The organism is Nocardia sp. NPDC059240 (assembly GCF_042753865.1).
Lineage (GTDB): Bacteria > Actinomycetota > Actinomycetes > Mycobacteriales > Mycobacteriaceae > Nocardia.
The window spans coordinates 1-23,449 of record NZ_JBHZAC010000001.1; the positions used below are offsets into that span (position 1 = coordinate 1).

General features: G+C 69.3%; 14 protein-coding genes and 1 pseudogene. 2 read left to right on the plus strand and 13 right to left on the minus strand.

The features are described from left to right. Nucleotides 1–116 precede the first annotated feature (116 nt). The 6 genes from ACFXHA_RS00005 to ACFXHA_RS00030 all read right to left on the minus strand — a co-directional run bounded on the left by ACFXHA_RS00005 (nucleotide 117) and on the right by ACFXHA_RS00030 (nucleotide 6,248). On the minus strand, nucleotides 117–1,070 hold the full coding sequence (locus tag ACFXHA_RS00005) for a TauD/TfdA dioxygenase family protein (RefSeq protein ID WP_379351764.1): 954 nt from the start codon (nucleotides 1,068–1,070) through the stop codon (nucleotides 117–119). Nucleotides 1,071–1,089: 19 nt separating this feature from the next. Continuing rightward, the gene (locus tag ACFXHA_RS00010) at nucleotides 1,090–2,436 is read right to left on the minus strand and encodes an LLM class flavin-dependent oxidoreductase (protein WP_379351765.1); all 1,347 of its coding nucleotides are present in this window, start codon (nucleotides 2,434–2,436) and stop codon (nucleotides 1,090–1,092) included. A 23-nt stretch (nucleotides 2,437–2,459) separates the two neighbouring features. Continuing rightward, entirely contained in the window at nucleotides 2,460–3,431 is a 972-nt protein-coding gene (locus tag ACFXHA_RS00015; protein ID WP_379351766.1) for an ABC transporter permease, read from the minus strand. After that, the gene (locus ACFXHA_RS00020; protein ID WP_379351767.1) at nucleotides 3,424–4,272 is read right to left on the minus strand and encodes an ABC transporter ATP-binding protein; all 849 of its coding nucleotides are present in this window, start codon (nucleotides 4,270–4,272) and stop codon (nucleotides 3,424–3,426) included. The genes ACFXHA_RS00015 and ACFXHA_RS00020 overlap by 8 nt, the downstream gene beginning before the upstream one ends. Next, the gene (locus ACFXHA_RS00025; protein ID WP_379351768.1) at nucleotides 4,269–5,348 is read right to left on the minus strand and encodes an ABC transporter substrate-binding protein; all 1,080 of its coding nucleotides are present in this window, start codon (nucleotides 5,346–5,348) and stop codon (nucleotides 4,269–4,271) included. The genes ACFXHA_RS00020 and ACFXHA_RS00025 overlap by 4 nt, the downstream gene beginning before the upstream one ends. A 153-nt stretch (nucleotides 5,349–5,501) precedes the next feature. After that, the gene (locus ACFXHA_RS00030) at nucleotides 5,502–6,248 is read right to left on the minus strand and encodes an IclR family transcriptional regulator (RefSeq protein WP_379351769.1); all 747 of its coding nucleotides are present in this window, start codon (nucleotides 6,246–6,248) and stop codon (nucleotides 5,502–5,504) included. Between the two features lie 464 nt (nucleotides 6,249–6,712). Here ACFXHA_RS00030 and ACFXHA_RS00035 point away from each other — a divergent pair. Then, a pseudogene (locus tag ACFXHA_RS00035) lies at nucleotides 6,713–7,045 on the plus strand (transglycosylase family protein); the annotation flags it as partial. 82 nt (nucleotides 7,046–7,127) lie between these two features. Here the strand turns inward: ACFXHA_RS00035 and ACFXHA_RS00040 are convergent. The 6 genes from ACFXHA_RS00040 to ACFXHA_RS00065 all read right to left on the minus strand — a co-directional run bounded on the left by ACFXHA_RS00040 (nucleotide 7,128) and on the right by ACFXHA_RS00065 (nucleotide 12,368). Then, nucleotides 7,128–7,925 carry an ABC transporter ATP-binding protein gene (locus tag ACFXHA_RS00040; RefSeq protein WP_379351770.1) on the minus strand — a complete coding sequence of 266 codons (798 nt, stop codon included), beginning with the start codon at nucleotides 7,923–7,925 and terminating at the stop codon, nucleotides 7,128–7,130. After that, the gene (locus tag ACFXHA_RS00045) at nucleotides 7,922–8,980 is read right to left on the minus strand and encodes an ABC transporter substrate-binding protein (protein WP_379351771.1); all 1,059 of its coding nucleotides are present in this window, start codon (nucleotides 8,978–8,980) and stop codon (nucleotides 7,922–7,924) included. Before ACFXHA_RS00045 ends, ACFXHA_RS00040 begins: the two co-directional genes overlap by 4 nt. Then, complete coding sequence (locus ACFXHA_RS00050; RefSeq protein WP_379351772.1) at nucleotides 8,977–9,846, minus strand: ABC transporter permease; 870 nt, start codon at nucleotides 9,844–9,846, stop codon at nucleotides 8,977–8,979. Before ACFXHA_RS00050 ends, ACFXHA_RS00045 begins: the two co-directional genes overlap by 4 nt. A gap of 133 nt (nucleotides 9,847–9,979) precedes the next feature. Then, the gene (locus ACFXHA_RS00055) at nucleotides 9,980–11,251 is read right to left on the minus strand and encodes a sensor histidine kinase (protein ID WP_379351773.1); all 1,272 of its coding nucleotides are present in this window, start codon (nucleotides 11,249–11,251) and stop codon (nucleotides 9,980–9,982) included. Continuing rightward, nucleotides 11,248–11,646, minus strand: a complete 399-nt coding sequence (locus ACFXHA_RS00060; RefSeq protein ID WP_379351774.1) for a response regulator transcription factor — start codon at nucleotides 11,644–11,646, stop codon at nucleotides 11,248–11,250. Before ACFXHA_RS00060 ends, ACFXHA_RS00055 begins: the two co-directional genes overlap by 4 nt. Before the next feature lie 50 nt (nucleotides 11,647–11,696). Beyond that, on the minus strand, nucleotides 11,697–12,368 hold the full coding sequence (locus tag ACFXHA_RS00065; RefSeq protein WP_379351775.1) for a response regulator: 672 nt from the start codon (nucleotides 12,366–12,368) through the stop codon (nucleotides 11,697–11,699). Nucleotides 12,369–12,583: 215 nt separating this feature from the next. Here ACFXHA_RS00065 and ACFXHA_RS00070 point away from each other — a divergent pair, with 215 nt between their 5' ends. After that, complete coding sequence (locus tag ACFXHA_RS00070) at nucleotides 12,584–22,750, plus strand: amino acid adenylation domain-containing protein (protein ID WP_379351776.1); 10,167 nt, start codon at nucleotides 12,584–12,586, stop codon at nucleotides 22,748–22,750. Here ACFXHA_RS00070 and ACFXHA_RS00075 read toward each other — a convergent pair. After that, nucleotides 22,722–23,435 (minus strand): TVP38/TMEM64 family protein, encoded by a 714-nt coding sequence (locus ACFXHA_RS00075; RefSeq protein WP_379351777.1) that lies wholly within the window; start codon nucleotides 23,433–23,435, stop codon nucleotides 22,722–22,724. The two genes, ACFXHA_RS00070 and ACFXHA_RS00075, sit on opposite strands and share 29 nt — an antisense overlap. Nucleotides 23,436–23,449: the final 14 nt, after the last annotated feature.

The following is a 23,449-nucleotide window of genomic DNA, read 5'->3' on the forward strand; positions in this document are numbered from 1 at the left end:
GGGGGGCCTTCCTCTGTTGTGCTAAGATATTGTTTTGGGGGGGTTTTTTCAATCTCCCGGCGGGCGCGCCCCTCTCGACATTGTCGAGAGGGCCTCGCCCGCTATTGTGGTGCGGCTCAGTTCTGCGAGCCGCCGAAGTGCTCCCCGGCGATGGAACGCGACGGCTCCCCGTCGACACCCACCGGCACCTCGCCCTCGAGCGTCGTGCGGTACAGCACCCGGGTCACGTCCAGGTGGTTCAGGTCGCCGGGGGCCAGGTGTGCGGTGGCGCGGTTGTCCCAGAATGCGACGCTGCCCTTCTCCCAACGGAATCGGACCGTGTACGCGGGGTCGGAAAGCTCGGCGTAGAGCAACTCGAGCAGGGCGTCGCTCTGCCGCGGGCTCAGACCGACGATGCGGGTGGTGAAGCCCGGGTTCACGAACAGCACCCGCTCGCCGGTCACCGGGTGCACGCGCACCACCGGATGTTCGGTGATCAGCGGTGCGGCCGCGACGCGCTTGGCGTAGTCGCTGTCGGCGTCCCATACGGGCAGTTTGCCGCCGAATCGGTGTTCGGCGCGCAAACCGTCGAGGAATGACTTCAGCGAATCCGGCAGTCCCGCATAGGCGGCGGCGAGGTTGGCCCACTGGGTGTCGCCGCCGCGCTCGGGCGCGATCTCGGCCCGCAGCAGGGACGCGGCGGGCGGGTTGATCAGCGGCGACACATCGGTGTGCCAATGATTGGTGTAGCTGAACTTCTTGCGCCCGAACCGCTTCTCGTACAGCTGGCTGTCGACGGCGAGGATCTCCGGGAATTCGGTGGGCGCGTCATCGTCGTAGGGGTGCGACGGCGTGACCGCGCCGAAGCGCCGGGAGAAGGCGATCTGCTCGGCGTGCCCGATGGTCTGCCCGCGGAAGAACAGCACCTTGTATTCGTGCAGGGCCGCGGTGAGGACCGCGATCTGCTCCTCGGTGAAGTCGTTGCTCAGGTCGATGCCGGTGATTTCGGCACCGATGTGACCTGCGACGGGTGCGATGCGGAAGGTGTCGACCGGGTTCTCGGTGGTGACTTGGTTCTCGGTGGTGGTCATGGCGGTTTCCTCTCGGAGCTCAGGCGGTCGCCTGGATACGGACGGGGGCGAACTGGCTCTCCACGGGTGCCAGCCCGTAGTGACCGCGCAGGGTGGTGGCGGTGTACTCGGTGCGGAACAGGCCGCGCTGCTGCAGGATCGGCACCACTCGATCGACGAAGTCCTCGAGTCCGCCGGGCAGATACGGCGGCATGATGTTGAATCCGTCGGCCGCGCCGCCCTCGTACCAGCTCTGTAGTTCATCGGCGATCTGCTCCGGAGTGCCGGCGAAGGTGCGGTGGCCGCGGCCACCGCCGAGCTTGCCGATGAGCTGGCGCACTGTCAGCTCCTCCTTCTCGGCCAGCTCCTTGACCAGCGTGAAGCGGCTCTTGCCGCCCTCGATGGCGGTCACCGACGGCAGCGGCGGCAGCGGCGCGTCCAGGGCGTGCTCGGTCAGGTCGACACCCAGTAGCGAAGACAGCTGCCGCAGTGCGTAATCCGGGGAGATGAGGTCGGTGAACTCCTGCTCGAGTGCGCGGGCCTCTTCCTCGGTGTCGGCGATGAACGGCACCAGCCCGGGCAGCACCTTCAGATCGTCGGCGGACCGCCCGTACTTGGGCAGGCGCTCCTTGAGATCCTGGTAGAACGCCTGGCCCTCTTCGATGGTGCGCTGCGCGGTGAAGACGGCTTCGGCGTATTTGGCCGCGAATTCCTTTCCGCTCTCCGAGGATCCGGCCTGCACCAGCAGCGGCCGCCCCTGCGGGCCGCGCGGCGAGTTGAGCGGGCCGCGCACTCGGAAGCGCTCGGTGCGGTAGTCGATGGTGTGCACCTTGTCCGGGTCGGCGAAGACTCCGGTTTCCGCGTCGAGCACGATGGCTTCCGATTCCCAGCTGTCCCACAGCTGTACCGCCAGGTCGACGAATTCGTCGGCGCGCTCGTAGCGGCGGGCATGCTCGGGGATGGCGTCGTAGCCGAAGTTGAACGCCTCCTCCTCGCTGCCGGAGGTGACGATGTTCCAGCCTGCCCGGCCGCCGCTGATGTGATCGAGCGAGGCGAACTTGCGTGCCAGGTTGAACGGCTCGTTGTAGCTGGTGGACGCGGTCGCGATGAGTCCGACGTGCTGGGTCACCGCGGCGATGGCCGCCAGCAGCGTGACGGGTTCGAACACGGCCAGCGCATTGCGTTTGATGCGGGGGCCGACGGCCAGCCCGTCGGCGAAGAACACCGAGTCGAGCTTGCCGCGCTCGGCGATCTGTCCGAGCTCCTGGAAGTGCGCGACGTCGAGCACCCGGCGCTCCTGGGTGCGCGGATGCCGCCACGCGGCCTCGTGGTGGCCGACACCCATCAGGAAGGCATTGAGGTGGAAAGGACTGCGTGCGTTGGTCATAGAGGAGGTCTCCTTGAGGACGGTCAGTTGGTGCGCCAGCGGGACAGTCGCCGCTCGATGGCCACCAGCACGCCGTTGTAGGCGAGCCCGACCAGGGCGATGGCGACGATCCCGGCATACATGTCGGGGATCTGGAAGTTCTGCTGTGCGGCGGTGATGAGATAGCCGAGTCCGGCGCGCGCGCCGAACATTTCGGCGGCGATGAGCACCAGGATCGACCCGGACGCGGCCATCCGGATGCCGGTGAAGATCGACGGCACCGCCGCCGGCAGGATCACCTTCTGGAACAGTCGTAGCGGTGAGAAGCCCAGCGACACCGCTGATTTCACGAGCAGCGGATCCACGGTCCGCACTCCGCTGATGGTGTTGAGCAGGATCGGGAAGAACCCGGCGTACACCACCAGCGCGATCTTGGAGGTCTCGCCGATCCCGAGGATCAGGATGAACACCGGCAGCAGCGCCAGCGCGGCGGTATTGCGGAAGAGTTCGAGGATCGGACTGAGGAATTCCGCGACCGGCCGATACCAGGCGATGGCCACGCCCACCGGGATGGCGGCGATGAGAGAGATGGCGAACCCGATCAGCGAGCGCGCGAGGCTGGTCGAGACGTTGTCCCACATCTGGCCGTTACGAGTGAGTTCGATCCCGGCCTGCACCACCGCCGAGAAGGGCGGCAGGAAGATCTCGTCGACCAGCCCCAGTCGCGGCGCGGCCTCCCACAGTCCGAGGAAGGCCGCGATCACGATGCTGGGCTTGCCGATTCGCCAGGCCACCCGGCCGATCCTGGCCAATGGCAGTACCGACCGCTTCGGCCGCAGCGCTACCGAATCGACATCCTTTGCCGAGATGCCGGTGGTTTCGGCGGCCGACGTGCCGATGGTTTCGGTTGCCGAGGTGGCGGTGGCGGAACTACCGACCGTGGAGCCATCCGAGGTGCCGGTGGTGAGATCTGGGAGTTCGAGGGTCGCCCCTGTGAATCGCAGAGCGCTAGACATTGGAATTCCTCCTGTCGGCGGCGAGTGCCGCCTGCTCGAGGTCCTGGGCGCGTGCCACCTCGTCGTGCAGCAGCGACCAGACATGGTGGCGCAGTTCCCGGAATCGCTCGCTGGAGCGGATATCGGCGTCGCCGTCGGAACCGGCGCCGCGCTCGAGATCGATATCGACGATCGCCTTGATCCGACCGGGCCGCGAGGTCAGCACCGCCACCCGCTGCCCCAGATAGACCGCCTCGTCGATGCCGTGCGTGATGAACAGCACCGTCTTGCCGGTGGCCCGCCAGATCCGTAACAGCTCGTCCTGCAACGATTCCCGGGTCTGCGCGTCGAGTGCCGCGAACGGTTCGTCCATCAGCAGCACTTCCGGATCGAAGGCCAGGCTGCGGGCGATGGCGACGCGCTGTTTCATCCCGCCCGACAATTCGTGCGGATAGCGCTCCCCGAATCCGGCCAGGCCGACCAGTTCCAGATAGTGCTCGGCAAGGCGCTGGCGTTCGCGCCGGCGAATGCCCTTGGCCTCCAACCCGAATTCGATATTGGTGCGGGCCGTGCGCCACGGCAGCAGCGCGTACTGCTGGAACACGATCCCGCGATCGAGACCGGGACCGGTGACGGGCGAGCCATCGAGGAGGATCTGCCCGGAGGTGGGTTTGCCGAGCCCGCCCAGCAGATCCAGCAGCGTGGATTTGCCGGAGCCGCTGGGGCCGACGAGGACCAGGAATTCGCCCTCGCGCACGTCGACGGTGATGTCGGACAGTGCCGTGAGGCTTTCCCGCTCGCCACGGACCGGGAATTCCTTACCCACGCCGGCGAGCGCGAGTTTGACTGCGGCCGAACTCATTTCGCCACCGCCTCGCCGCTCGGGCCGCCGTCGGCGGGATAGGTGCCGTTGGCGTAGGGGTTGTCCTTGTTGGTGTAGAGGTCCTTGGCGGCGAGCTTGCCCGCGGGCAGTTCACCATTGCGCACCAGCCAGTCGATCCAGATCTGCAGTTCCCGTTCCGCGATCACCGCACCGGGAACCGGCACACCGTAGGTGTGGTAGTACTGCAGCAGCGAGGTGTTCTCGTTGCGGCCGCGCTTGGTGATGATGTCGGTGAACTTCGCGACCACCTGATCACGCGGGGTGACCTGCAGCCAGCGGGTGGCGCGGGCGGTGCCCTGCACGAAGTCGGCCACCGCGTCGGCGTGCGACTTCAGGTAGTCGTTACGGAAAACATAAGTGCCGTAATCGAATTGCCCGAACAGATCCTTGTCGGTGTAGAGCGTGTGCAGGCCGCCGCGTCCGACGGCGGTATCGCGGAAGACGCCACCGAGCGCGGCGACGTCGATCTGCCCGTTGCGCAGCGCGTCCTCGGTATTGGCCGGCGGCAGCACCACCAGCTGAACCTGTTTGATCTCCGCGTCGCTGAGACCCTGATCGTGCAGCCACTGCCGGGTGATGAACTCGTGGTGCGCGCCGAGGGTATTGACGCCGACCTTCTTGCCGATGAGATCGCGGGCCGACTTGATGCCGGAGTCGTCGCGTACGAAGTATCCGGTGAAGTTCTGCTCGTCCGCGCCGTAGGAACTGAGTACGGCGGTCACGGGCGCACCGCCCGCTACGAGCTTGATGACCGCGCCGTTGAAGGCGCTGCCGAATTCGACCTGTTTGGTGGCTGCGGCCTGGATATTGGCCGGGCCGCTGGTGGTGTCGCCTTCCCAGTGCAGGTCGATCTTGGTGAAGTAGCCGAGGTCGGCGGCCAGTTCGAAGGCCGTGACCTGACCGGTGGTGCCCTGGTAGCGGATGACCGTCTTACCGTCGGCGGTCGTGCCCGCGTCGGTCTTGGCGCAACCGGTCAGCACGGCGATCGCACTGGTGACGGCGAATGCGGCCGCGAGGGCGCGCCGCAGCCGGGGGCGGCGGAGAGGGGATGCCATGGGGGACTCTTTCGGTGAATATGTCTGTCGCACGGGCTGATTCGAGACGGGGGCGACAACAGAGCTGCATGGGATTCCCTTTCCGGGAGGGGGAGTGCACATATGCTGCGATGCCGCGTCCGGCGCGGCAATCGCGATTTCACGATGTGGAAATCAGCGTGAGCGAAATTCGGCGGCGGAAAACGCTGGGCCACCGGTGGTTTGGAACAGGGGCGCGATCCGGCCGGCCGCGATCCGCATGGCGGGCACGACGGCCCGGATGAGCTCGTCATCCAGGCGTGCGGAGCGGGCCTGCACGGCCAGCGCGCCTTGCACCTGCCGATGCGGTCCGACGATCGGCACCGCGAGCGCCCGGATCGGGTCCTCGGTCTCGATCAGTTCGGAGGCGAAGCCGATATGGCGGACGCGATCGAGGTCCACATCGGCGGTGGCGCGGGCGGGGGAGTAGGCCAGCAGGGCGTGCCCGGTCGCGGTGGTCTGCAGCGACTGCCGCGGCCGGGGCACCTGGTGGTGGCAGAAGTAGACGGGTGGGCGGGCCTGGAACACCGTGACGGCGTCGCGGTCGTCGACCACGCTCACGCTGACCGTGATGCGGATGCCCGCCGCGAGCGCGTAGAGGTGGGGTGCGACCGAGTCCAGGCCCAGCCGGGTCAGCGCGGGCCGGGCCAGCGTGGCCAGCCCGTGACCGACGCGGTACCGGTCGGTCGAGGGGTCCTGTTCCAGCAGCCCGCCGCGGACGAGGGCCTGGGCCAGCCGGTGGGTCGTGCTGACCGGCAGTCCGGCCCGCTGGGCGAGTTCGCTGACCGACAGTTCGGGATCGTCGCCCTCGAAGCAATTCAGGACTTGCACCGCGCGGTCGACCGCGCGTGCGCCGGACCGGGGTTCATCAATGGCGGCCATGGTTCCTCCTGCGGACCCGAAACGGTGTTGCAGGCACTATGGCGAGGGCTCTGACCTGGGGCAACGGTTGTGCGCAGCAGGATCCGAGCCGGTCGGAAGGCGATTTTCGGTGCGCATCGTTTTGTATCGCCTTTGTATTACGCGATCGGGGTCACCATTTCTCCGTGACCTCCGTCACAAATCCGGCTGTAAATTCCAGAAATGTGATTCCGCGACACTCCGATGCCAACTGCGTAAACGTCAAGAGTGCGTTAGATACCGTTCTGTCAACTGCCCGTGATCGATACGTGATTCGCCGTGATTGATCCGTTACCGTCGTTCTCGGCTCGGATTCCTCCGGGCCCCCGCTCGAATCGACGAACGCCGGAACCCGTCCCGCGATTCGAGAGCAACCGATAACCCTGGGGACGGGGAACCGCAGCTTACAGCGCGGGACGGTGGGCGCAGGCAAAGGGAAAATACTTATGCATCGCAACCGGAAGCTCACCACCCGCATGCTCGCCGCCACCGCGGCCGTCGGCGCGATCGTGTCCGTCCCGTTCGCGCTGTCCACCGCGACCGCGTCGGCCGCCGGGCACAACTGGGACGCCGTCGCCAACTGCGAGGCCAGCGGAAACTGGGGCGCCAACACCGGCAACGGTTTCTACGGCGGGCTGCAGTTCACCCAGAGCACCTGGAACGCCTACGGCGGCGCGGGCAATGCCTCGAACGCCAGCCGTGAGGAGCAGATCCGCGTCGCGGAGAACGTGCTCGCCGGTCAGGGTGCGGGCGCCTGGCCCGTGTGTGGCGCGTACCTGTAATCAGGTTCCGCGTTCGTCAGAACAAAACAATGGCCCTCTCCGCAAATCTGCGGCGAGGGCCATTGTTGTCTTTCGATACTTACTCGTGCGCCGCGTAGATCGCCGCCGCCAATTCTGTTTTGAGGGCCTGGAACTCGGGTGTGGCCGTGACTGCGAGATCACGCACGCCGGCGCCGTCATCATCCGGTAATTCGATGCGCCGGTCCACGATGATCCGGCCGGGACGGGCGCTCATGACCAATACCCGGGTGGACAGGAATACCGCCTCGGCCACCGAATGGGTCACGAACACAATGGTTTTGCCCGCTTCCCGCCACAGCCGCAGCAGTTCCACCTGCAGGCGTTCGCGGGTGAGCTGATCGAGTGCGCCGAACGGTTCGTCCATGAGCACGATGCGCGGATCGTTGACCAGCACGCGCGCGATCTGCGCCCGCTGCTGCATGCCGCCGGAGAGTTCGTAGGGCCGCTTGTCGCCGAAGTCGGCCAGGCCCACCAGTTCGAGCATCCGCTCGGTCGCCGCGCGCCGCGTCTTCTTGTCCACACCACGACATTTCGGGCCGAACTCGATATTGCCGCGCACCGACAACCACGGGTACAGGGTGGGGGCCTGGAAGACCACCCCGCGTTCGGGTCCGGGTCCGTCGATCCGGTCTTGTCCGACCAGCAGGGTTCCGGTGCTGGGCGGCAGGAAGCCGCCGAGCAGCTGCAGCAGCGTGGTCTTACCGCAGCCCGAGGGCCCGACGATGCTCACGAACTCGCCGGGCTCGATGACCAGGTCGGTGGCTGAGAGCGCGACGGTGCTGCCGGTCGGGGTGTCGTAGGTCTTGGAGACGTCTGTCAGCACCACCCGGTCGCGCAGCTCGAGCGCGGCGGTCATTTCGCGCTCACCGTCGCGGCGGCATTGGCGTAGACCGCGCCCGCGTAAGCGTCCGGTGCCGCCACACCTTGGATCTCGCCCTGGCTCAACAAGAAATCGGCCGAAGACTTGAGGTCCTGTCCGAGCTGCTTGCCCAGGTAGGCGGGTCCGGCCTGGGTGGCCGCGTCGAGGTAGCCGTATTCGCCGAGCTGCTTGCGGATGTCGGGGACCGGGACGCCCAGTTGCGCCGAGATCCGGGTGGCCGCGGTGTCGGGCGCGGTATTGATCAGGTTGACCGCCCAGTTCTGTGCGGCGGTCCACACCTCGAGGAACCGTGGATTGGCCGAAACGAAGTCGGCGCGTGCGCCTTCCAGGTCGTAGGTCGGTTTGCCCGCCTTGGCGGTGTCGGCGGCGGTGGTGACCACATGCCCGTTCTTCACCAGCTCCGAGAGCGTCGGTTCCCAGATGAAGGCGGCGTCGATGTCGCCACCCTTCCAGGCCGCGGCGATGGCGTCGGGCTGCAGGTTCACCAGGTGCACGTCCCGCTCGATGCCCGCGGCGGTGAGTGCCGCGAGCAGACTGTAGTGCGAGGTGCTGGCGAAGGGCACCGCGATCCGCTTGCCCCGCAAACCTGCGACGCCGGTGATGGCGGAGTCCTTCACGACCAGCGATTCGGCGGCCCCGATCACGTCGTGCACCCACACCGCCTTCATCGGAATATTGAGCGGCGCGGACACCGCGCGGGCGGCGGCCGCGCTGCCGAGCAGACCCAGGTCGAGGGAATTCGACCCGAACGCCTGGATGACCGTGGCCCCGGAGGCGAACTTGCTCCAGGTGATGGTGGCCTTGGGCAGGCAGGTTTCGAGCAGGCCGGCGTCCTTGACCACCAGGTCACCGTTGGGGATGTCCTGGTAGCCGAGTCGAACTGTGCCGGTGAAGCTTTCGTCCACGGCCACCGGGCAGGCGGGCTTGTCGCCGGTGGCGCGCGACTGGTCGGTGCGCCCGGATTGGACGCACGCGGTCAGCGAGGCGGTGAGCAGTCCGGCGAGGGCCAGGGTGGTGAGAGTGTGCTTCACGCTTTGCCTTTCCATGGCACGACCAGCGCGCCGATCCAGCTGATGACCGCGTCGAGAGTGAGCGCGGTGAGTCCGATGACGAGAATGCAGGCCATGGTCAGCGGCGTATTGAGCTGCTGACCGGCCAGAAATGCGAGGCCGCCGATACCGGGGATGCCATTGTTGAGTTCGGCGGCGACCACGGTGGTCCAGGCGAACCCGACCGCCACCCGGATGCCGCCGATGACTTCGGGCAGCGTGGCCGGCAACAGCACGCGGGTGACAATCTGCACCCGCGATGCCCCCAGCGACCGTGCCGCGTTGATCCGATCGGCCGAAACCCCGTGCACCCCTGCGATGGTGGCGATCACCACGGGTGGGAACGCGGCCAGGAACAGCAGCCAGATCTTCGAGGTGTCGCCGATGCCGAACCACACGATCAGCAGGCCGATATAGCCCAGCGGCGGCAGCGTGCGCAGGAAGTTCAGGTACGGGCCGACAATGCCGGCCAGGGTTTTCGAGGTGCCGAGCGCGAATCCAACGACGGGACCAAGGATTACAGCCGCGCCCGCGCCGAGAGCGATGCGTTGGAGGCTGGCCAGGAGGTGTTCCCAGAGGAAGTAATTCTGCTCCCCGGGCACCTCCCGTGGCACGCCGGGCGCGAGCGGATGCCAACTGTTGGCCCGCACGAACGCGTCCCAGACCGCGCGCGGGCCCGGCAGGAATTGCGGATCGACCAGTTTCGCGGCGGCGACCGCCCACCACAACGCCAGCAGAACGACCAGCGACAGCGCCCGCACGAGCAGGCCGCGCACGGGACCGGGCAGGGTGAATCGGGCCGGGTTCACCGTGGTGGCAGCGGTTTTCGTCGCGCCGAGACTGATCATGTGAGGGTTCCGAGCACGCGGTGGGGACTCACGCGAAGCGCCTTCCTGTTCGACGGTGGACCTGGCGGTCGCGGGAGCCGCAACCGTCCGGCCAGATCCTGTCGTGGGTCGGCGCGCGCGAACAGCGCCACGATCACCGTGATTCTGAAGCCGGTCCCGGGATCGCCGGCAGCGGCCGGGTGGAGATAGCGGCGGTGAGGCGGGTGCCCATGCCGGGTGCCGAGTCGACGGTGAGGGTCCCCCCGATCACCGAGAGGCGATCGTGCATATTGGTCAGCCCCAACCCCGGCCCGGCCGCTGCCGGGTCGAAGCCGCGACCGGTATCGCTGATGGTGAGCAGCAGTGTGCCGCTGCGCTGTCGCGCCGCGATGGTGACCGTGGTGCCCGGTCCGCCGTGTTTGGCGCTGTTCTGCAGGGCCTCGAGACAGCAGTAGTAGAGCGCGGTTTCGATATCGGGCTGGTACCGGCCGAGGCGATCCACGCGGACGCGGACGGGTACGGGGGATCGCGTCGCGGCGGCGGGCAGCGCGCCGGACAGGCCGTCGCGGGCCAGTAGCGGCGGATAGATGCCCTGGGCCAGGCGGCGGATGTCGGCGATGGCGGTCTGCAGCAGTTCGCCTGCCTCGCCGATCAATTCGGCACAGCCGACCGGGTCGGCGCCGGCGGTCTGCCGGGCCAGCTGCAGGGTGACCGCCACCGCGACCAGTTGCTGCTGCGCGCCGTCGTGCAGATCCTGTTCCAGGCGACGGCGTTCGGCATCGGTGGCGGCGACCAGGCGGGCCCGCGAGGCGGTCAGCTGGTCGGCGCGTTCGGCGAGCAGCCGCTGCGAGGAACGCAGCGCGTCGGCGGCGCGGCGGGCGATGATCGCGATCTCGCGCATGGTGGCCGCGGTATGCCAGACCACCAGCAGCATCGGCGCGGCGACCGCCGGATAGGCCAGTGCGGCAAGGTATCGCACGGCGGTCGGGGTGGTCGAGGACGTCAGCCGAGGCAGGGCCAGCGCGGCGCCGATGGAGACGCACACCAGCGTGCCGAGGAAGTAGCGGGGCAGCTGCCGCCGGGGCACGTAGGGCGCCGCGCAGATCGCCGGGATCAACGCGGCCATCTCGTGCACGGGCAGCGTGAGCGGTGACACCCAGGAGGCGGCGATCGCGCCCGCCCAGATCATGATCGACACGGTGGCGACCGCGCGTTCCAGCGCGCCGCGATCGGCGAGCCGCAGTGCGATCACGAACCCGAGCGGCTCCACGAGCAGCACCGCGAGCATGCCGAACACCCATACGGTGGGCCGCAGATAGACCGCGACACAGTTGAGCGCGATGAGCGCGCCGGTGGAGAAGATCAGCGCGTAGATCAGCTGCCGGAGCCGGCGCCGCGCCAGCGACCCGGCGGGGTCGGTGTTCACGAGGGTGTCAGCTCGTTCCAGATGCTTCGCAGCAGCTGCGGACCCAGAGTTTCCTTGTGCACGTAACCTGATGCGCCGCACTGTGATACCTCGTGGGGGAGATCGGATGTGTCGTAGGTCGACATGAGCCAGACCGCCACCCGCGGGTGTGCGGCGCGGATGCGGCGGGTGGCCTCGATGCCGCCGATTCCGGGCATATTGATGTCCATCAGCACCAGTCCCGTGCCCGCGTCACGGGTCAGGTCGAGGGCCGCCTCACCGCTGTCGGCCTCACCCGCGATCACGAATCCGGTGCTCGCGGCCACCAATGCGGCTGCCGCGCGCCGGAACTCGGGCCGGTCGTCGACGATCCACACCGGCACCGGCGCGGTTGTGGCTGCCCCTGGTGTGGTCACCTTTGTCATCGTGCGACGTGTCCGGGCATCCGGAAAGGGTGCACGCACCCCTAGCCGGGGTTGGCGGCCAGAAACATCAGTACGGCGGTGACCCGCTGATCCAGGGTCGGGTCGCTGGTGAGCCCGAATTTCGCGAAGATCGAGTTGATGTGTTTCTCGACCGCCCGCTGGGACAGGCAGAGTCGTTGCGCCACCACCCGATTGCTGCCGCCCCCGGCGATCTCGCCCAGCACCTGGCGTTCGCGCGCGGTGAGCCGGGAGACCATATCGTCCTCGTGGCGACGCGCCAGCAGGGTCTCCACGATGTCCGGATCCAGTACCGAGCCGCCGCCGGCGACCACGTGCACGGCGTTGAGCAGCTGGTCGAAGCGGGCGATGTGCTCCTTGAGCAGGTAACCGCGCCCGGCCGACCCGCCGTCGAGCAGTCCGGTCGCGTATTCCGGTTCGGCGTAGTGCGACAGCGCGATGACGCCGGTGCCGGGCTGGGTGGTGCGTAGTTGCCGGGCCAGCCGGATGCCCTCGTCGGTGCCGGTGGGCGGCATCCGGATATCGGTGATCAGCACGCTCGGCGCGTGGCGGCCCACCAGTTCGACAGTGGCGTCGTAGTCGGTGGCGATACCGACCACCTCGATCGTGTCATCGGTGGCCAGCACCCGTAACACGCTGTCGCGGATCAGCATCGAATCCTCGGCCACCACGACCGTGACCCCCGTCGTACTCACGCTCCCAGCATCCTCCGCCGTCGGCCGGTGTGCGTGGGTACCGCACTACCCGAATCCGGCGGCCGCGCGGCCGCCGGCGGGGGTGCACGCACCCCGGCCGGAAGTGGTATCTGCAGGCTGCCTCGGGGGCGGGGTCGCGGACGACCATCGAATCGCACAGTCAAGTGGCGGTTTCCGTGCGCGGGAACCGATCTCATATCCACGGGGGCGATCAGGTGGAGACACTACTCGCGACGGCCTTTCCGCTGTCGGCGGCACAGCGCGGCATCTGGTTCGCGCAGCATGTGGTCGGCGCGGCCCCGATCTCGATCGCCCAGTACGTCGACATCACCGGCGATCTGGACTTCGAGGCGCTCTCCGCGGCCCTGGTCCGGGCGGGCAAGGAGTTCGGGACCGGATACCTGCGCCTGATCGAGGTCGACGGCGAGCCCTACCAGGTGATCGACGAGAATCAGCCGGAACTGCCGCGTTACCTGGACCTGTGTGCCGAAGCGGATCCGGAAGCGGCTGCGCTGCAATGGATGTGGGAGGAATACCGGAGGCCGTTGGATCTGCTGCGGGATCGGCTGGTGCACACCGCCGTGCTGCGGGTCGGGCCGCGCCGGTGGTTGTGGTACCTGCGTTTCCATCATCTCGTGATCGACGGATTCGCCATCGCGGCGCTCGCGCAACGGATCTCGCAGCTCTATGACGCGATGATCGCCGACGAGCCACCGCCACCGGCGTGGTCGCAAGATCTGGCGGCCATCGTGCAGGCGGACACCGCCTATCGCGAATCCGAGCGGTTCCAGGCCGATCGCCGGTACTGGACGGAACATCTGCGCGGCATGCCGGAGCCGGTGTCGCTGGGCGGGCGGCCCGCCCGGGTGGACGAGCATCCGCACCGGGCCACCGCGGTGCTGCCGGACGATCTCGCCGACTTGCTGGACCACGTTGCCGCCGAAGCGAATTCGAGCGTCGCGCCGGTGCTGGTGGCGGCGTTCGGCGCGTTCCTGTCCCGGCTGAGCGGCCGCGCCGAGGTGTCGCTGAGCCTGCCGGTGTCGGGCCGGACCACGGCCGCGCTGCGCCGCTCCGGCGGCATGGTGGCCAATGTGGTGCCGTTGCGGCTGCGCCTGGATGCCGCCGACACCGTCGGCGGGCTGATCACCGCGACCCAGCGCGAACTCACCGGAGCACTGCGGCGGCAACGCTATCGGCAGGAGGACATGCTGCGGGATCTGGGCCGCCCGGCCGACGCCATGGCCGCCTTCGGCCCCGCGGTCAACATCATGCCGCCGTTGCCGCCGCTGCGTCTGGGGCGGGCCGAAGGGGTGGGCCACATCCTGTCCTCCGGCCTGATCGAAGACCTGTGCGTGACGCTCTACACCGGGCACGGTGCGGCCGGAACGCGAATCGACTTCCTGGCCAACCCGAATCGGTACCGGGCCGACGAACTGCAACGACACCATGGGCGGTTCCTGAACTTCCTGCGCGGCTTCCTGACCGGTGGTCTCGCGGCGGAGCACGCGAGCACCGAGCTGCTGACGGCCGCCGAACGCGAGCGACTGGTCCCCGCCCGCGGTGGTGCGGCCGAGCCGCCGCGCACCCTGCCCGACCTGCTCACCGCCGCGGTGCGGCGCGCGCCGCACCGTCCCGCGGTGATCGCGGGGGAGCGGGTGGTCACCTACGGGCAGCTCGCGGCGCGCTCCGCCCGGCTGGCGGCGCGGCTGCGCGCGGCCGGCGCCGGACCGGAAGTGCCGGTGGCGGCGGCGATCTCGCGGTCGGTCGAGTCGATCGAAGCGCTGTGGGCGATCGCCCGCTCCGGTGCGGTGTACCTGCCCGTCGATCCCGGCTATCCGGCCGAGCGGATCACCTATCTGCTCGACGACTCGGGGACGCGTCTGGGCCTGACAACCCGCGCGGACCGGGCGGGTCTGCCCGATGCGGTGCGCTGGCTGATCGTCGACGAGCAGGATGAGCCGGTGAAATGTGCCGGGCCGCAGGACTATCCGTGCGTCCATATCGACCAGGCCGCCTATCTGATCTACACCTCGGGCTCGACCGGGCGGCCGAAGGGCGTCACGGTCAGCCATCGTGGACTGGCCAATTTGGCCGTCGAACAACATGACCGCTACCGCCTGGACGCGACCGCGCGGGTGCTGCACGTCGCTTCCCCGGCCTTCGACGCGACCCTGCTGGAAGTGCTGATGGTCGTGGAATCGGGTGCGGCCCTGGTGATTGCGCCGCCGGAAGTGTATGCGGGCCGGGCCCTGCAAGAGCTGATCCGGGCGCAGCGGATCTCCCATGCCTTCCTCACCCCCGCGGTGGTCGCCACCCTCGATCCGGCGGCCGTGCCGGGGCTGCGAATGTTGACCGTCGGTGGCGAGGCGGTGCCGGATGAGCTTGTCGCCCGGTGGAATCCGGGGCGACGCCTGTACCTGTGCTACGGCCCCACCGAAACCGTCGTCGTGGTTACGATCAGTGCGCCGATGCGGTCCGGTGACCCGGTCACCCTGGGCGGGCCGATCCGCGGCGTCGCCGTGGTGGTCCTCGACGAGCGGCTGCGGCCGGTGCCGGTGGGCGTGCCGGGCGAACTGTATGTCGCGGGCATCCAGCAGGCGCGCGGCTACCACGGACGGCCGGGCCTGACCGCCGCGCGCTTCGTGGCCGATCCGTTCGGGCCGCCGGGAACCCGCCTGTATCGCACCGGTGACCTCGTGCGATGGACGCCCGCAGGCACCCTGGACTATCTGGGCCGCACCGACTTCCAGGTCAAGGTGCGCGGTCAGCGCGTGGAACTGGGCGAGATCGACGCGGCCTTGACCCGGGCGACCGGGTCCACCTACGCCGTCACCGTGGGCTGCCCGGGACCGGCGGGACACACGGTGCTGGTGTCCTACGTAGTTCCCGCCCCGGGCCGGTCGGTGCAACCGCGCGAGGTGCGGCGGCGGCTGGCGTCCGAGCTACCCCGGCACCTCGTACCCGCCGAGATTCTCGTCCTCGACGCCCTGCCGCTCACGCCCTCGGGAAAATTGGACCGCAAAGCCTTGCCGATGCCCGATCTCTCGGTGTCGCACACCGTGTTCGAGCCCCCGCGCACCCCCGCCGAGCGGACGCTGGCAACGGTGTTCGCGCAGGTTCTCGGTCTCGACCGGGTCGGGATCGACGACTCCTTCTTCGACCTGGGCGGCGATTCGCTCTCGGCGACCCGGGTGGTCGCGGCCCTCGACTCGGCGGTCGCCTTGCGCGACGTATTCGAAGCACCCACGATCCGTGAGCTGGCCTTACGTGTGAACAATGCTGCGGCACAGGCACATCGGCTACCCCTGACCGCCACCGACCGCCCGCCGCGCGTGCCGCTGGCCGCCGCTCAGCAGCGCATGTGGGTGCTCAACCAGCTGGATGTCACCGCGCCCGCCTACAACGTGCCGGTCGCCTTACGCCTGCGCGGCGATCTCGACGTGGCCGCGCTGCGTGCGGCACTGGCGGATCTGATCGAGCGGCACGAGAGCTTGCGCACCTACTATCCGGCCGACTCGGCCGGCCCCCATCAGGTGGTGCTGCCCGCGCATCCGGATCTGACCGCGCTGCCCGTGACCGTGGTCGAGCCCGATGAACTGCCCGGTCGGCTGACCGCGACGGTCGGCGCGGGATTCGATGTCACCACCGCGATCCCGGTGCGCGCCGGGCTGTTCCGGCTGACCGCCGACGACCACGTGGTGGTGCTGGTCCTGCACCACATCACCGCCGACGGCCTGTCGCTGGCTCCGCTCGCGGCCGACATCGTCACCGCCTACGGTGCGCGGCTGCGCGGGGCGGCACCCGGCTGGACGCCGCTGGCCGTGCAGTGTGCCGACCACGCGCTGTGGCAGCAGGCGGTGCTCGGCGACGAATCGGACGAGAACTCCCTGGCCGCACGACAACTCGGCTTCTGGCGCGCGGCGCTGGCCGACGCACCCGCCTACCTGGAACTACCCACCGACCGGCCGCGACCCGCCACACCGTCGATGCGGGGTGCGACGGTGTCCTTCGAGATCGACCCGCGCCTGCACGCCGCCGCCCGCAACCTCGCCGCCACGCATCAGGCCAGCCTGTTCATGGTCGTGCACACGGCTTTCGCGATCCTGCTGGGCCGCCTGGGCGGCACCGCCGACATCGTCATCGGCACCCCGATCGCGGGCCGCGGGGATCCGCTGCTGGATCCGCTGATCGGCATGTTCGTCAACGATCTGGCCCTGCGCACCGTCATCGACCCCGCGAGCACCGGTGCCGCACTGCTGAATACCGTGCGGGGAAGCGATCTCGACGCCTTCGCTCACGCGGACCTGCCGTTCGAGCGGATCGTGCGCGCCCTGGGCGGCGACCGCTCGAGTGCCCACCATCCGATCTTCCAGGTCATGCTCGCCCTCGAGAACTTCACGCTGCCGACGCCCGGACTGCCGGGCCTGCAGGTGGAACTGCTCGCGGCGGAGCACGGCAGCGAACGGTTCGATCTGGCGTTGGTGCTGCGTGAACGCCCCGACGGCGGACTCGACGGTGAAATCGGCTACGCCACGGATCTTTTCGACCGGCACACGGTGCAGGCACTGGGTCGTCGCTTCGTACGCGTGCTGAGCGCCCTGTGCGCGGACCCCGCACGTCCAGTCGGTGCGATCGACATCCTCGACGAGGAGGAACGCGCGCTGCTCTACCCGATGTCCGGCCCGCCGAACGTCCCCGCCAGGCTCTGGCCGGAACTGCTGGGCGCGCGGGTCGCGGCCCGGCCCGACCATCCGGCCTTGCTGGACGGCGACCGGAGCCTCACCTACCGCGAGCTCGACGAGCGTTCGAATCGGCTGGCGCGCCTGCTGATCGAGTCGGGCGCCGGACCCGAGCGGACCGTGGCCGTCGCGCTCGAGCGGTCCGCGGAGTCGGTGACGGCACTGTGGGCCGTGGCGAAATCCGGCGCGGTGTTCCTGCCGATCGATCCCCGCCAGCCCGGCGTGCGACTGGCTCACATGCTGTCGGATTCCGCTGCCGTGCTGGGGATCACGACCCTCGGGACGCGCCCGTCGATGCCGGATTCGCTGCCCTGGCTGCTGATCGACGAGCCCGGACGACTTCGTCGCTGGGCGGCCGCATCGCCCGCACCGATCACCGACGCCGAGCGACCGCGGCCTCTGCGCGCGGCCAACTGCGCCTATCTGATCTATACCTCGGGGTCCACCGGAGTCCCGAAGGGGGTGAGCGTCACCCACGCCGGACTGTCGAATCTGGTGGCGGGCTGGATCGATTCGGCGCTACCGGAGGACTCGGACCTGCGTTTCGCGCACCTGTGCCCACCGATCTTCGATGTGTCGGTGGAGGAACTGCTGGTGTGCGCCGTGCTCGGCGGCACCACGGTGGTGGTGCCGCCCGCGGCCTACGCGAGCACCGCGCTCGCCGAGGTGCTCGCCGCCCACGCCGTCACCCACCTCGAGGTGACACCCGGCGTGCTGGCCACCCTGGACCCCGACGGTCTGCCGAGCCTGCGCACCGTGATCGTCGGCAGCGACGTGTGCCCGCCGGAACTGGTGGCGCGCTGGGGTGATCGGGTGCGGCTGGTGAACTCCTACGGCCCGACCGAGACCACCGTGTCGGCCACCTTCAGCCGCCCGCTGTCGGGCGACGGACCGGTCAGCATCGGCGCGCCGGGCACCGGAGTATCGGCACTGGTCCTGGACGGCCGCCTGCGTCCGGTGCCGGTCGGTGTGAGTGGTGAGTTGTACTTGGCCGGTGCGGGTTTGGCACGCGGCTACCTGGGCCGTCCGTCCGGGACCGCCGCGCGGTTCGTTGCCGACCCGGCCGGCGCCCCGGGTGAACGCCTCTACCGGACGGGTGACCTCGTCCGCCGGCGGGCCGACGGTGAGCTGGAATACCTGGGCCGCACCGACTTCCAGGTCAAGCTGCACGGCCTGCGCATCGAACTCGGTGAGATCGATGCCGCCCTGACCGCCCACCCGACCGTCGCGCAGGCCCACACGCTCGGGCGTACCGATGCGGCGGGCCGCAAGTCGCTCGTCTCCTACGTGGTGGCCGCACCCGATACCGAGCCAGAGCTCGCGGAGCTCACCGGCTGGCTGCGAACCCGACTGCCGGACTACATGATTCCCGCCGCGATCACGCTCCTGGACCGGCTGCCCCTCACGCCCACGGGCAAGCTCGACCGTCGCGCCCTGCCCGCACCCGCGGTCGACGCGGTCGCCTACCGTGCCCCGCGCACGGCCGTCGAAACCGTGCTCGCCGAACTGTTCACCGAGGTGACCGGCGCATCCGGCCCGGTCGGTATCGACGATTCGTTCTTCACCCTCGGCGGCGACAGCATCACTGCCATCCAACTGGTGTCGCGGGCGCGTTCGCGCGGCGTAATCCTGACCGCGCCGCAAGTGTTCGAACACCGCAGTGTCGCAGGCCTGGCCGGCGCCGCGACCATCGATGACGCTCCGCTCCCGCCGGGACCGGAGACACCGGACGGCGGGATGGAGGGGATCCCGCCGTCCGACGTGTGGCCGGTGTCGGCGCTGCAGCACGGGCTGTACTACCACGCGCTGCTCGCCGGTACCGGGGTCGATCCCTATCTCACCCAGACCGTGCTGACCCTCGCGGGCGAGCTCGATACCGAGCGGCTGCGCGCCGCCATTGCCGCTGTGCTGGCACGGCATCCGAGCCTGCGCGCCGCGTTCGTACTGGATGCGGCCGGTGAACTGGTGCAGCTGATCACCCGGGTCCGAACAACCCCGTGGCGGGAACTGGATCTGCGGGCGCTGACCCCGGCGCGATTCGACCGCGAATTCGCGCGGCTGCGCGAAGCCGACCGGGTCGAGGGCTTCGACATGGCCACCGCACCACTGCTGCGCTGCACGGTGATCCGCGCACCCGGCGACCGGTGGACGCTGCTGGTGACCATCCACCACATCCTGCTCGACGGCTGGTCCTGGACGGTGCTGCTGCGAGACCTGCTGGCGCTGTACCTGATCGGCGACGCGAGCGCACTGCCCGCGCCGGGCTCATATCGGCGGTTCCTGGCTTGGCTGGAGCGTCGCGACACCGCCGCCGCGCACCGAGCGTGGCGGGCGGCGCTCGCGGGGATCGGGGAACCGGCGATGCTGGCACCGGCCGAGTCGAGGGGTGACACCGTCGCCGCGCCGCAACACCTCGACGTCGACTGGGACGATGACCTGACCCACGCACTCCGCCGCCTGGCCGAAAAATCCGGTGCCACGGTCAATACCGTCCTGCAGTGCGCGTGGGCGCTGGTGCTGGGCCGCTACACCGGCCGCACCGACATCGTGTTCGGGGCGGTGGTGTCGGGACGGCCGCCGGAGCTGCCCGCGGTCGAATCCACGGTCGGACTGTTCGTCAATACGATTCCGGTGCGCGTCCGGCTCGACCCCGCCGAGACGGTGACCGCCCTGCTGCGACGCGTGCAGACCGAACAGGTCGCCCTGCTCGAACACCATCACCTGGGCTTGACCGAGATCCAGACGGCAACGGGCGCGGGGCTTTTCGACACGCTGCTCGCCTTCGAATCCCATCCCGTCGACTCCGGTCTCGCCACCGGCGACCACGAGACGCTGAACGGGCTGCGGCTGCTCGGCGTCGAGGGCACGAGTGCCACCCACTATCCGCTCACCCTGGAGATCAACCCCGGTGGGCGGCTGCGCGGCCGGGCGACCTTCCAGCCCGAGCGCCTCGACCGCGACACCGTGCGACGCCTCACCGGACAGCTGACCCGGGTGCTGCGCGCACTCACCGACGAATCCGACCGGCCGGTGGGCGGACTCGACCTGCTCGACCCGACCCAACGACTCGACGCGCGGATGCCGAGCCCGGCCGGTGCCGCACCCGCGACCCTGCCCGCCCTGCTCGCCGCCGCCGTTGCGGCCGAGCCCGACGGTGTCGCGGTGGTGGACGGAGACCGCACCCTCACCTATCGCGAACTCGACCGCCGGTCGAATCGGCTGGCGCACCGCCTGATCGCACTCGGTGTCGGTATCGAGGACGTGGTGGTCGTCGCGCTGCCACGGTCGCTGGAATCGGTGCTCGCGAGCTGGGCGGTCGCCCGCGCGGGCGCGGCCTTCGCGCCGGTGGATCCGCGCTATCCGTCCGCTCGCATCGCCCAGCTGAGCGCCGAGTGCGGTGCACGGATCGGGTTGACCTCCACGGATCTCCGGGCCGAGCTGCCGGACGGGCTGCACTGGGAGCTCCTCGACAGCCCGGCCTGCCTCGAAGCGCTGCAGCAGGGTTCGACTGCGGCACCGCCGCTGCCCGCGCTTCGCCCGGACCATCCCGCGTACGTGATTCACACCTCCGGCTCGACCGGTCGACCCAAGGGTGTGCTGGTTACGCACGCCGGGCTGTCGAATGTGGTTGCCGCCCAACGGCTGCACTGCGCGATGGAGGCGAGTTCCCGGGTGCTGCATCTCGCCTCGCCATCCTTCGACGCCTCGGTCTTCGAACTGCTGATGGCCGTCGGGGCCGCCGCCACCCTGGTGGTGGTGCCCGCCACCGTGTTCGGTGGCGACGAGCTAGCGAGCGTGCTGCGGCGGCACCGAGTCAGCCACGCGGTCATCACGCCCACCGCACTGTCGACCGTCGACCTGACCGGGCTCCCGGACCTGCGGACGGTACTGGTCGCCGGGGAAGTCTGCCCGCCGGAACTGGTGAACCGCTGGGCCGGTACGGATTCCGGGAGCCGACGCCTGCTCAACGGGTACGGGCCGACCGAGACGACCATCGTTGCCAGCATGAGCAGACCGCTGGCAGCGGGCGGGCCGATCACCATCGGCGCGTCCCTGGACGGGGTGCGGGCACTGATCCTCGACGACTGGCTGCGGCCGGTCCCCACGGACGTGACCGGCGAGTTGTACGTCGGCGGTACGCATGTCGCGCGCGGCTACCTCGGCCGACCGGCGCTGACCGCCGCCCGTTTCGTTCCGGACCCGCACGGTGCGCCCGGCGCACGCCTGTACCGCACCGGCGACCTGGTTCGCCGCCGCGCCGACGGCGAATTCGAATTCCTGGGCCGCGCCGACGCGCAGCTGAAGCTGCGCGGCATCCGCATCGAACCCGGCGAGATCGAGAGTGTCCTCATGGCCGACCCGACCGTCGGGCAGGCGGTCGTCACCGTCCGCGACGACGGTTCCGGACCGCGGCTCGCCGCCTATCTGGTCCCGGCCCGACCCGACACGGCCATCGACACCGCCGCTCTGCGCGCCGCCGCCCGCGCGACTCTGCCCGCACACCTGGTGCCGACCGCGTTCGCGGTACTGAACGCCCTGCCGCGCACCGTGAACGGCAAACTCGACCACCGCGCCCTGCCCGCGCCGACCCTCGCGTCCCGGCCCTACCGGGCGCCCGGCACGGACCTCGAACAGACCGTCGCCGATACCTTCGCCGCGGTGCTCGGTCTCGACCGCGTCGGAGCCGACGACGACTTCTTCGATCTGGGCGGACATTCCCTGCACGCCCTCGCCGTCACGGGTCGCCTGCGCGAAGCCGTCGGTACCGAGATCCCCGTGACGTGGATCTTCGAAAACCGCACCGTCGCAGCCTGTGCGCGCCGGATGAGCGACCCGGTCGATCGGCCCGACCCTCTCCGGTACCTGGACGTCCTGCTCCCGATCCGCACCGAGGGCGAGCGTGAACCTCTGTTCTGTGTGCACCCTGCCGCCGGAATCGCCTGGTGCTATCAGGGATTGGCGCAGGCCATCGACCCTGGACGGCCCATCTACGGGCTGCAATCGCCCGAACTCGCGGGCACGGAACACCCACCGAGTTCACTCACCGAATTCGCCGACCGGTATCTCGAGTGCATCCGGGCCGTCCAGCCGCACGGGCCGTACCACCTGCTGGGCTGGTCACTCGGCGGGGAGATCGCGCACACCATGGCCGCCCGCCTGGCCGCCGACGGCGAGCCGGTCGCGCTACTGGCCATGCTCGATTCCGATTGGGGGAGTGGCGACGACACCGAGCACACCGACCTGTCCCCGGAGGATTTCGTCCGCGTACTCGCCGCCGACTTCGGAATGGACTTCCTGCCGGCACAGGCGAGCGCTACCGATGCCGCCCGCCTCATCGGCGCGTGGTGCGGACTCGACGGCACCACCATCGCCACCGCCCTGCACCGGATCACCCACTGCTACAACCGCGCCGCACAGATCAGGAGCGGCCACCGACGTCCGCTGTTCAACGGCGACCTGATCTATTTCACGGCCGGGCGTGACGATATCGACGTCCGGCCCGGCGGCGCGGGCTGGCAGCCCCACATCGGCGGCACCGTCACCGAACACGAGATCGACGCGACCCACGCCCAGATGACCTCGCCCCGGGTGCTGCCCGATGTGGCCGCGATTCTCAATGCGGCGCTACGGGTTCCGGCGTAGGAGCGGCGACCGCCATCCGCGCGTCCACCAGCAGCCCGATCACGCCCAACGCCAGACACGCTGCGGTGACGATCCATTGGGCGGGGGAGGTGCGGTTGGTGAGCGCGTCGCCCAGCAGCACCGTGCCGACCGTGCCGGGAATGATGCCGATCAGCGTCGCCAGGAAGTACGGCGTGAGCTTGATGGACGACAGTGCCGCGCAATAGTTCACGATGGAGAACGGCGCGAAGGCGATGAGCCGCAACGACCCGATGGCGAGCCAGCCGCGCCGGGCCAGCCGGGCATCCACGGCCTGCACGGTCGGGTGGGTGAGATGTGGCCGGACGCGTTCGTGACCGATGGCGCGGACGAGCCACAAGGCCAGTAGCGCGCTCACCGTCGTCGCCGTGATCGCCAGCGTCAACCCCTCCGCCGAGCCGAACAGCATGCCCGCGCTGAGGGTGAAAATCGTGCGCGGGAACGGGACTATGCAGACCAGCGTGTGCACGAGGAAGAACACCACCGGCAGCATCGGCCCCACCGAATCCGCCCACTGCCGGATCTGCTGCGGGCCCGGATGCGGTGCGAACAGGGCCAGCGCGAAAAGCACCCCGCAAGCAATCAGCAGAGCCAGATTCCGGGGTTGGCGAAGGCGGTTGAGCAGCCCGGATACTCGCTCGAGCGGCGCGGGCACGGTTGTTGGCACCGCGCCAGGTTACC

Bases quoted from the DNA above. Each gene is read 5' to 3' on its own strand.
- ACFXHA_RS00005 (WP_379351764.1), bottom strand. From the start codon at position 1,070: ATGACCACCACCGAGAACCAAGTCACCACCGAGAACCCGGTCGACACC.
- ACFXHA_RS00010 (WP_379351765.1), bottom strand. From the start codon at position 2,436: ATGACCAACGCACGCAGTCCTTTCCACCTCAATGCCTTCCTGATGGGT.
- ACFXHA_RS00015 (WP_379351766.1), bottom strand. From the start codon at position 3,431: ATGTCTAGCGCTCTGCGATTCACAGGGGCGACCCTCGAACTCCCAGAT.
- ACFXHA_RS00020 (WP_379351767.1), bottom strand. From the start codon at position 4,272: ATGAGTTCGGCCGCAGTCAAACTCGCGCTCGCCGGCGTGGGTAAGGAA.
- ACFXHA_RS00025 (WP_379351768.1), bottom strand. From the start codon at position 5,348: ATGGCATCCCCTCTCCGCCGCCCCCGGCTGCGGCGCGCCCTCGCGGCC.
- ACFXHA_RS00030 (WP_379351769.1), bottom strand. From the start codon at position 6,248: ATGGCCGCCATTGATGAACCCCGGTCCGGCGCACGCGCGGTCGACCGC.
- ACFXHA_RS00040 (WP_379351770.1), bottom strand. From the start codon at position 7,925: ATGACCGCCGCGCTCGAGCTGCGCGACCGGGTGGTGCTGACAGACGTC.
- ACFXHA_RS00050 (WP_379351772.1), bottom strand. From the start codon at position 9,846: ATGATCAGTCTCGGCGCGACGAAAACCGCTGCCACCACGGTGAACCCG.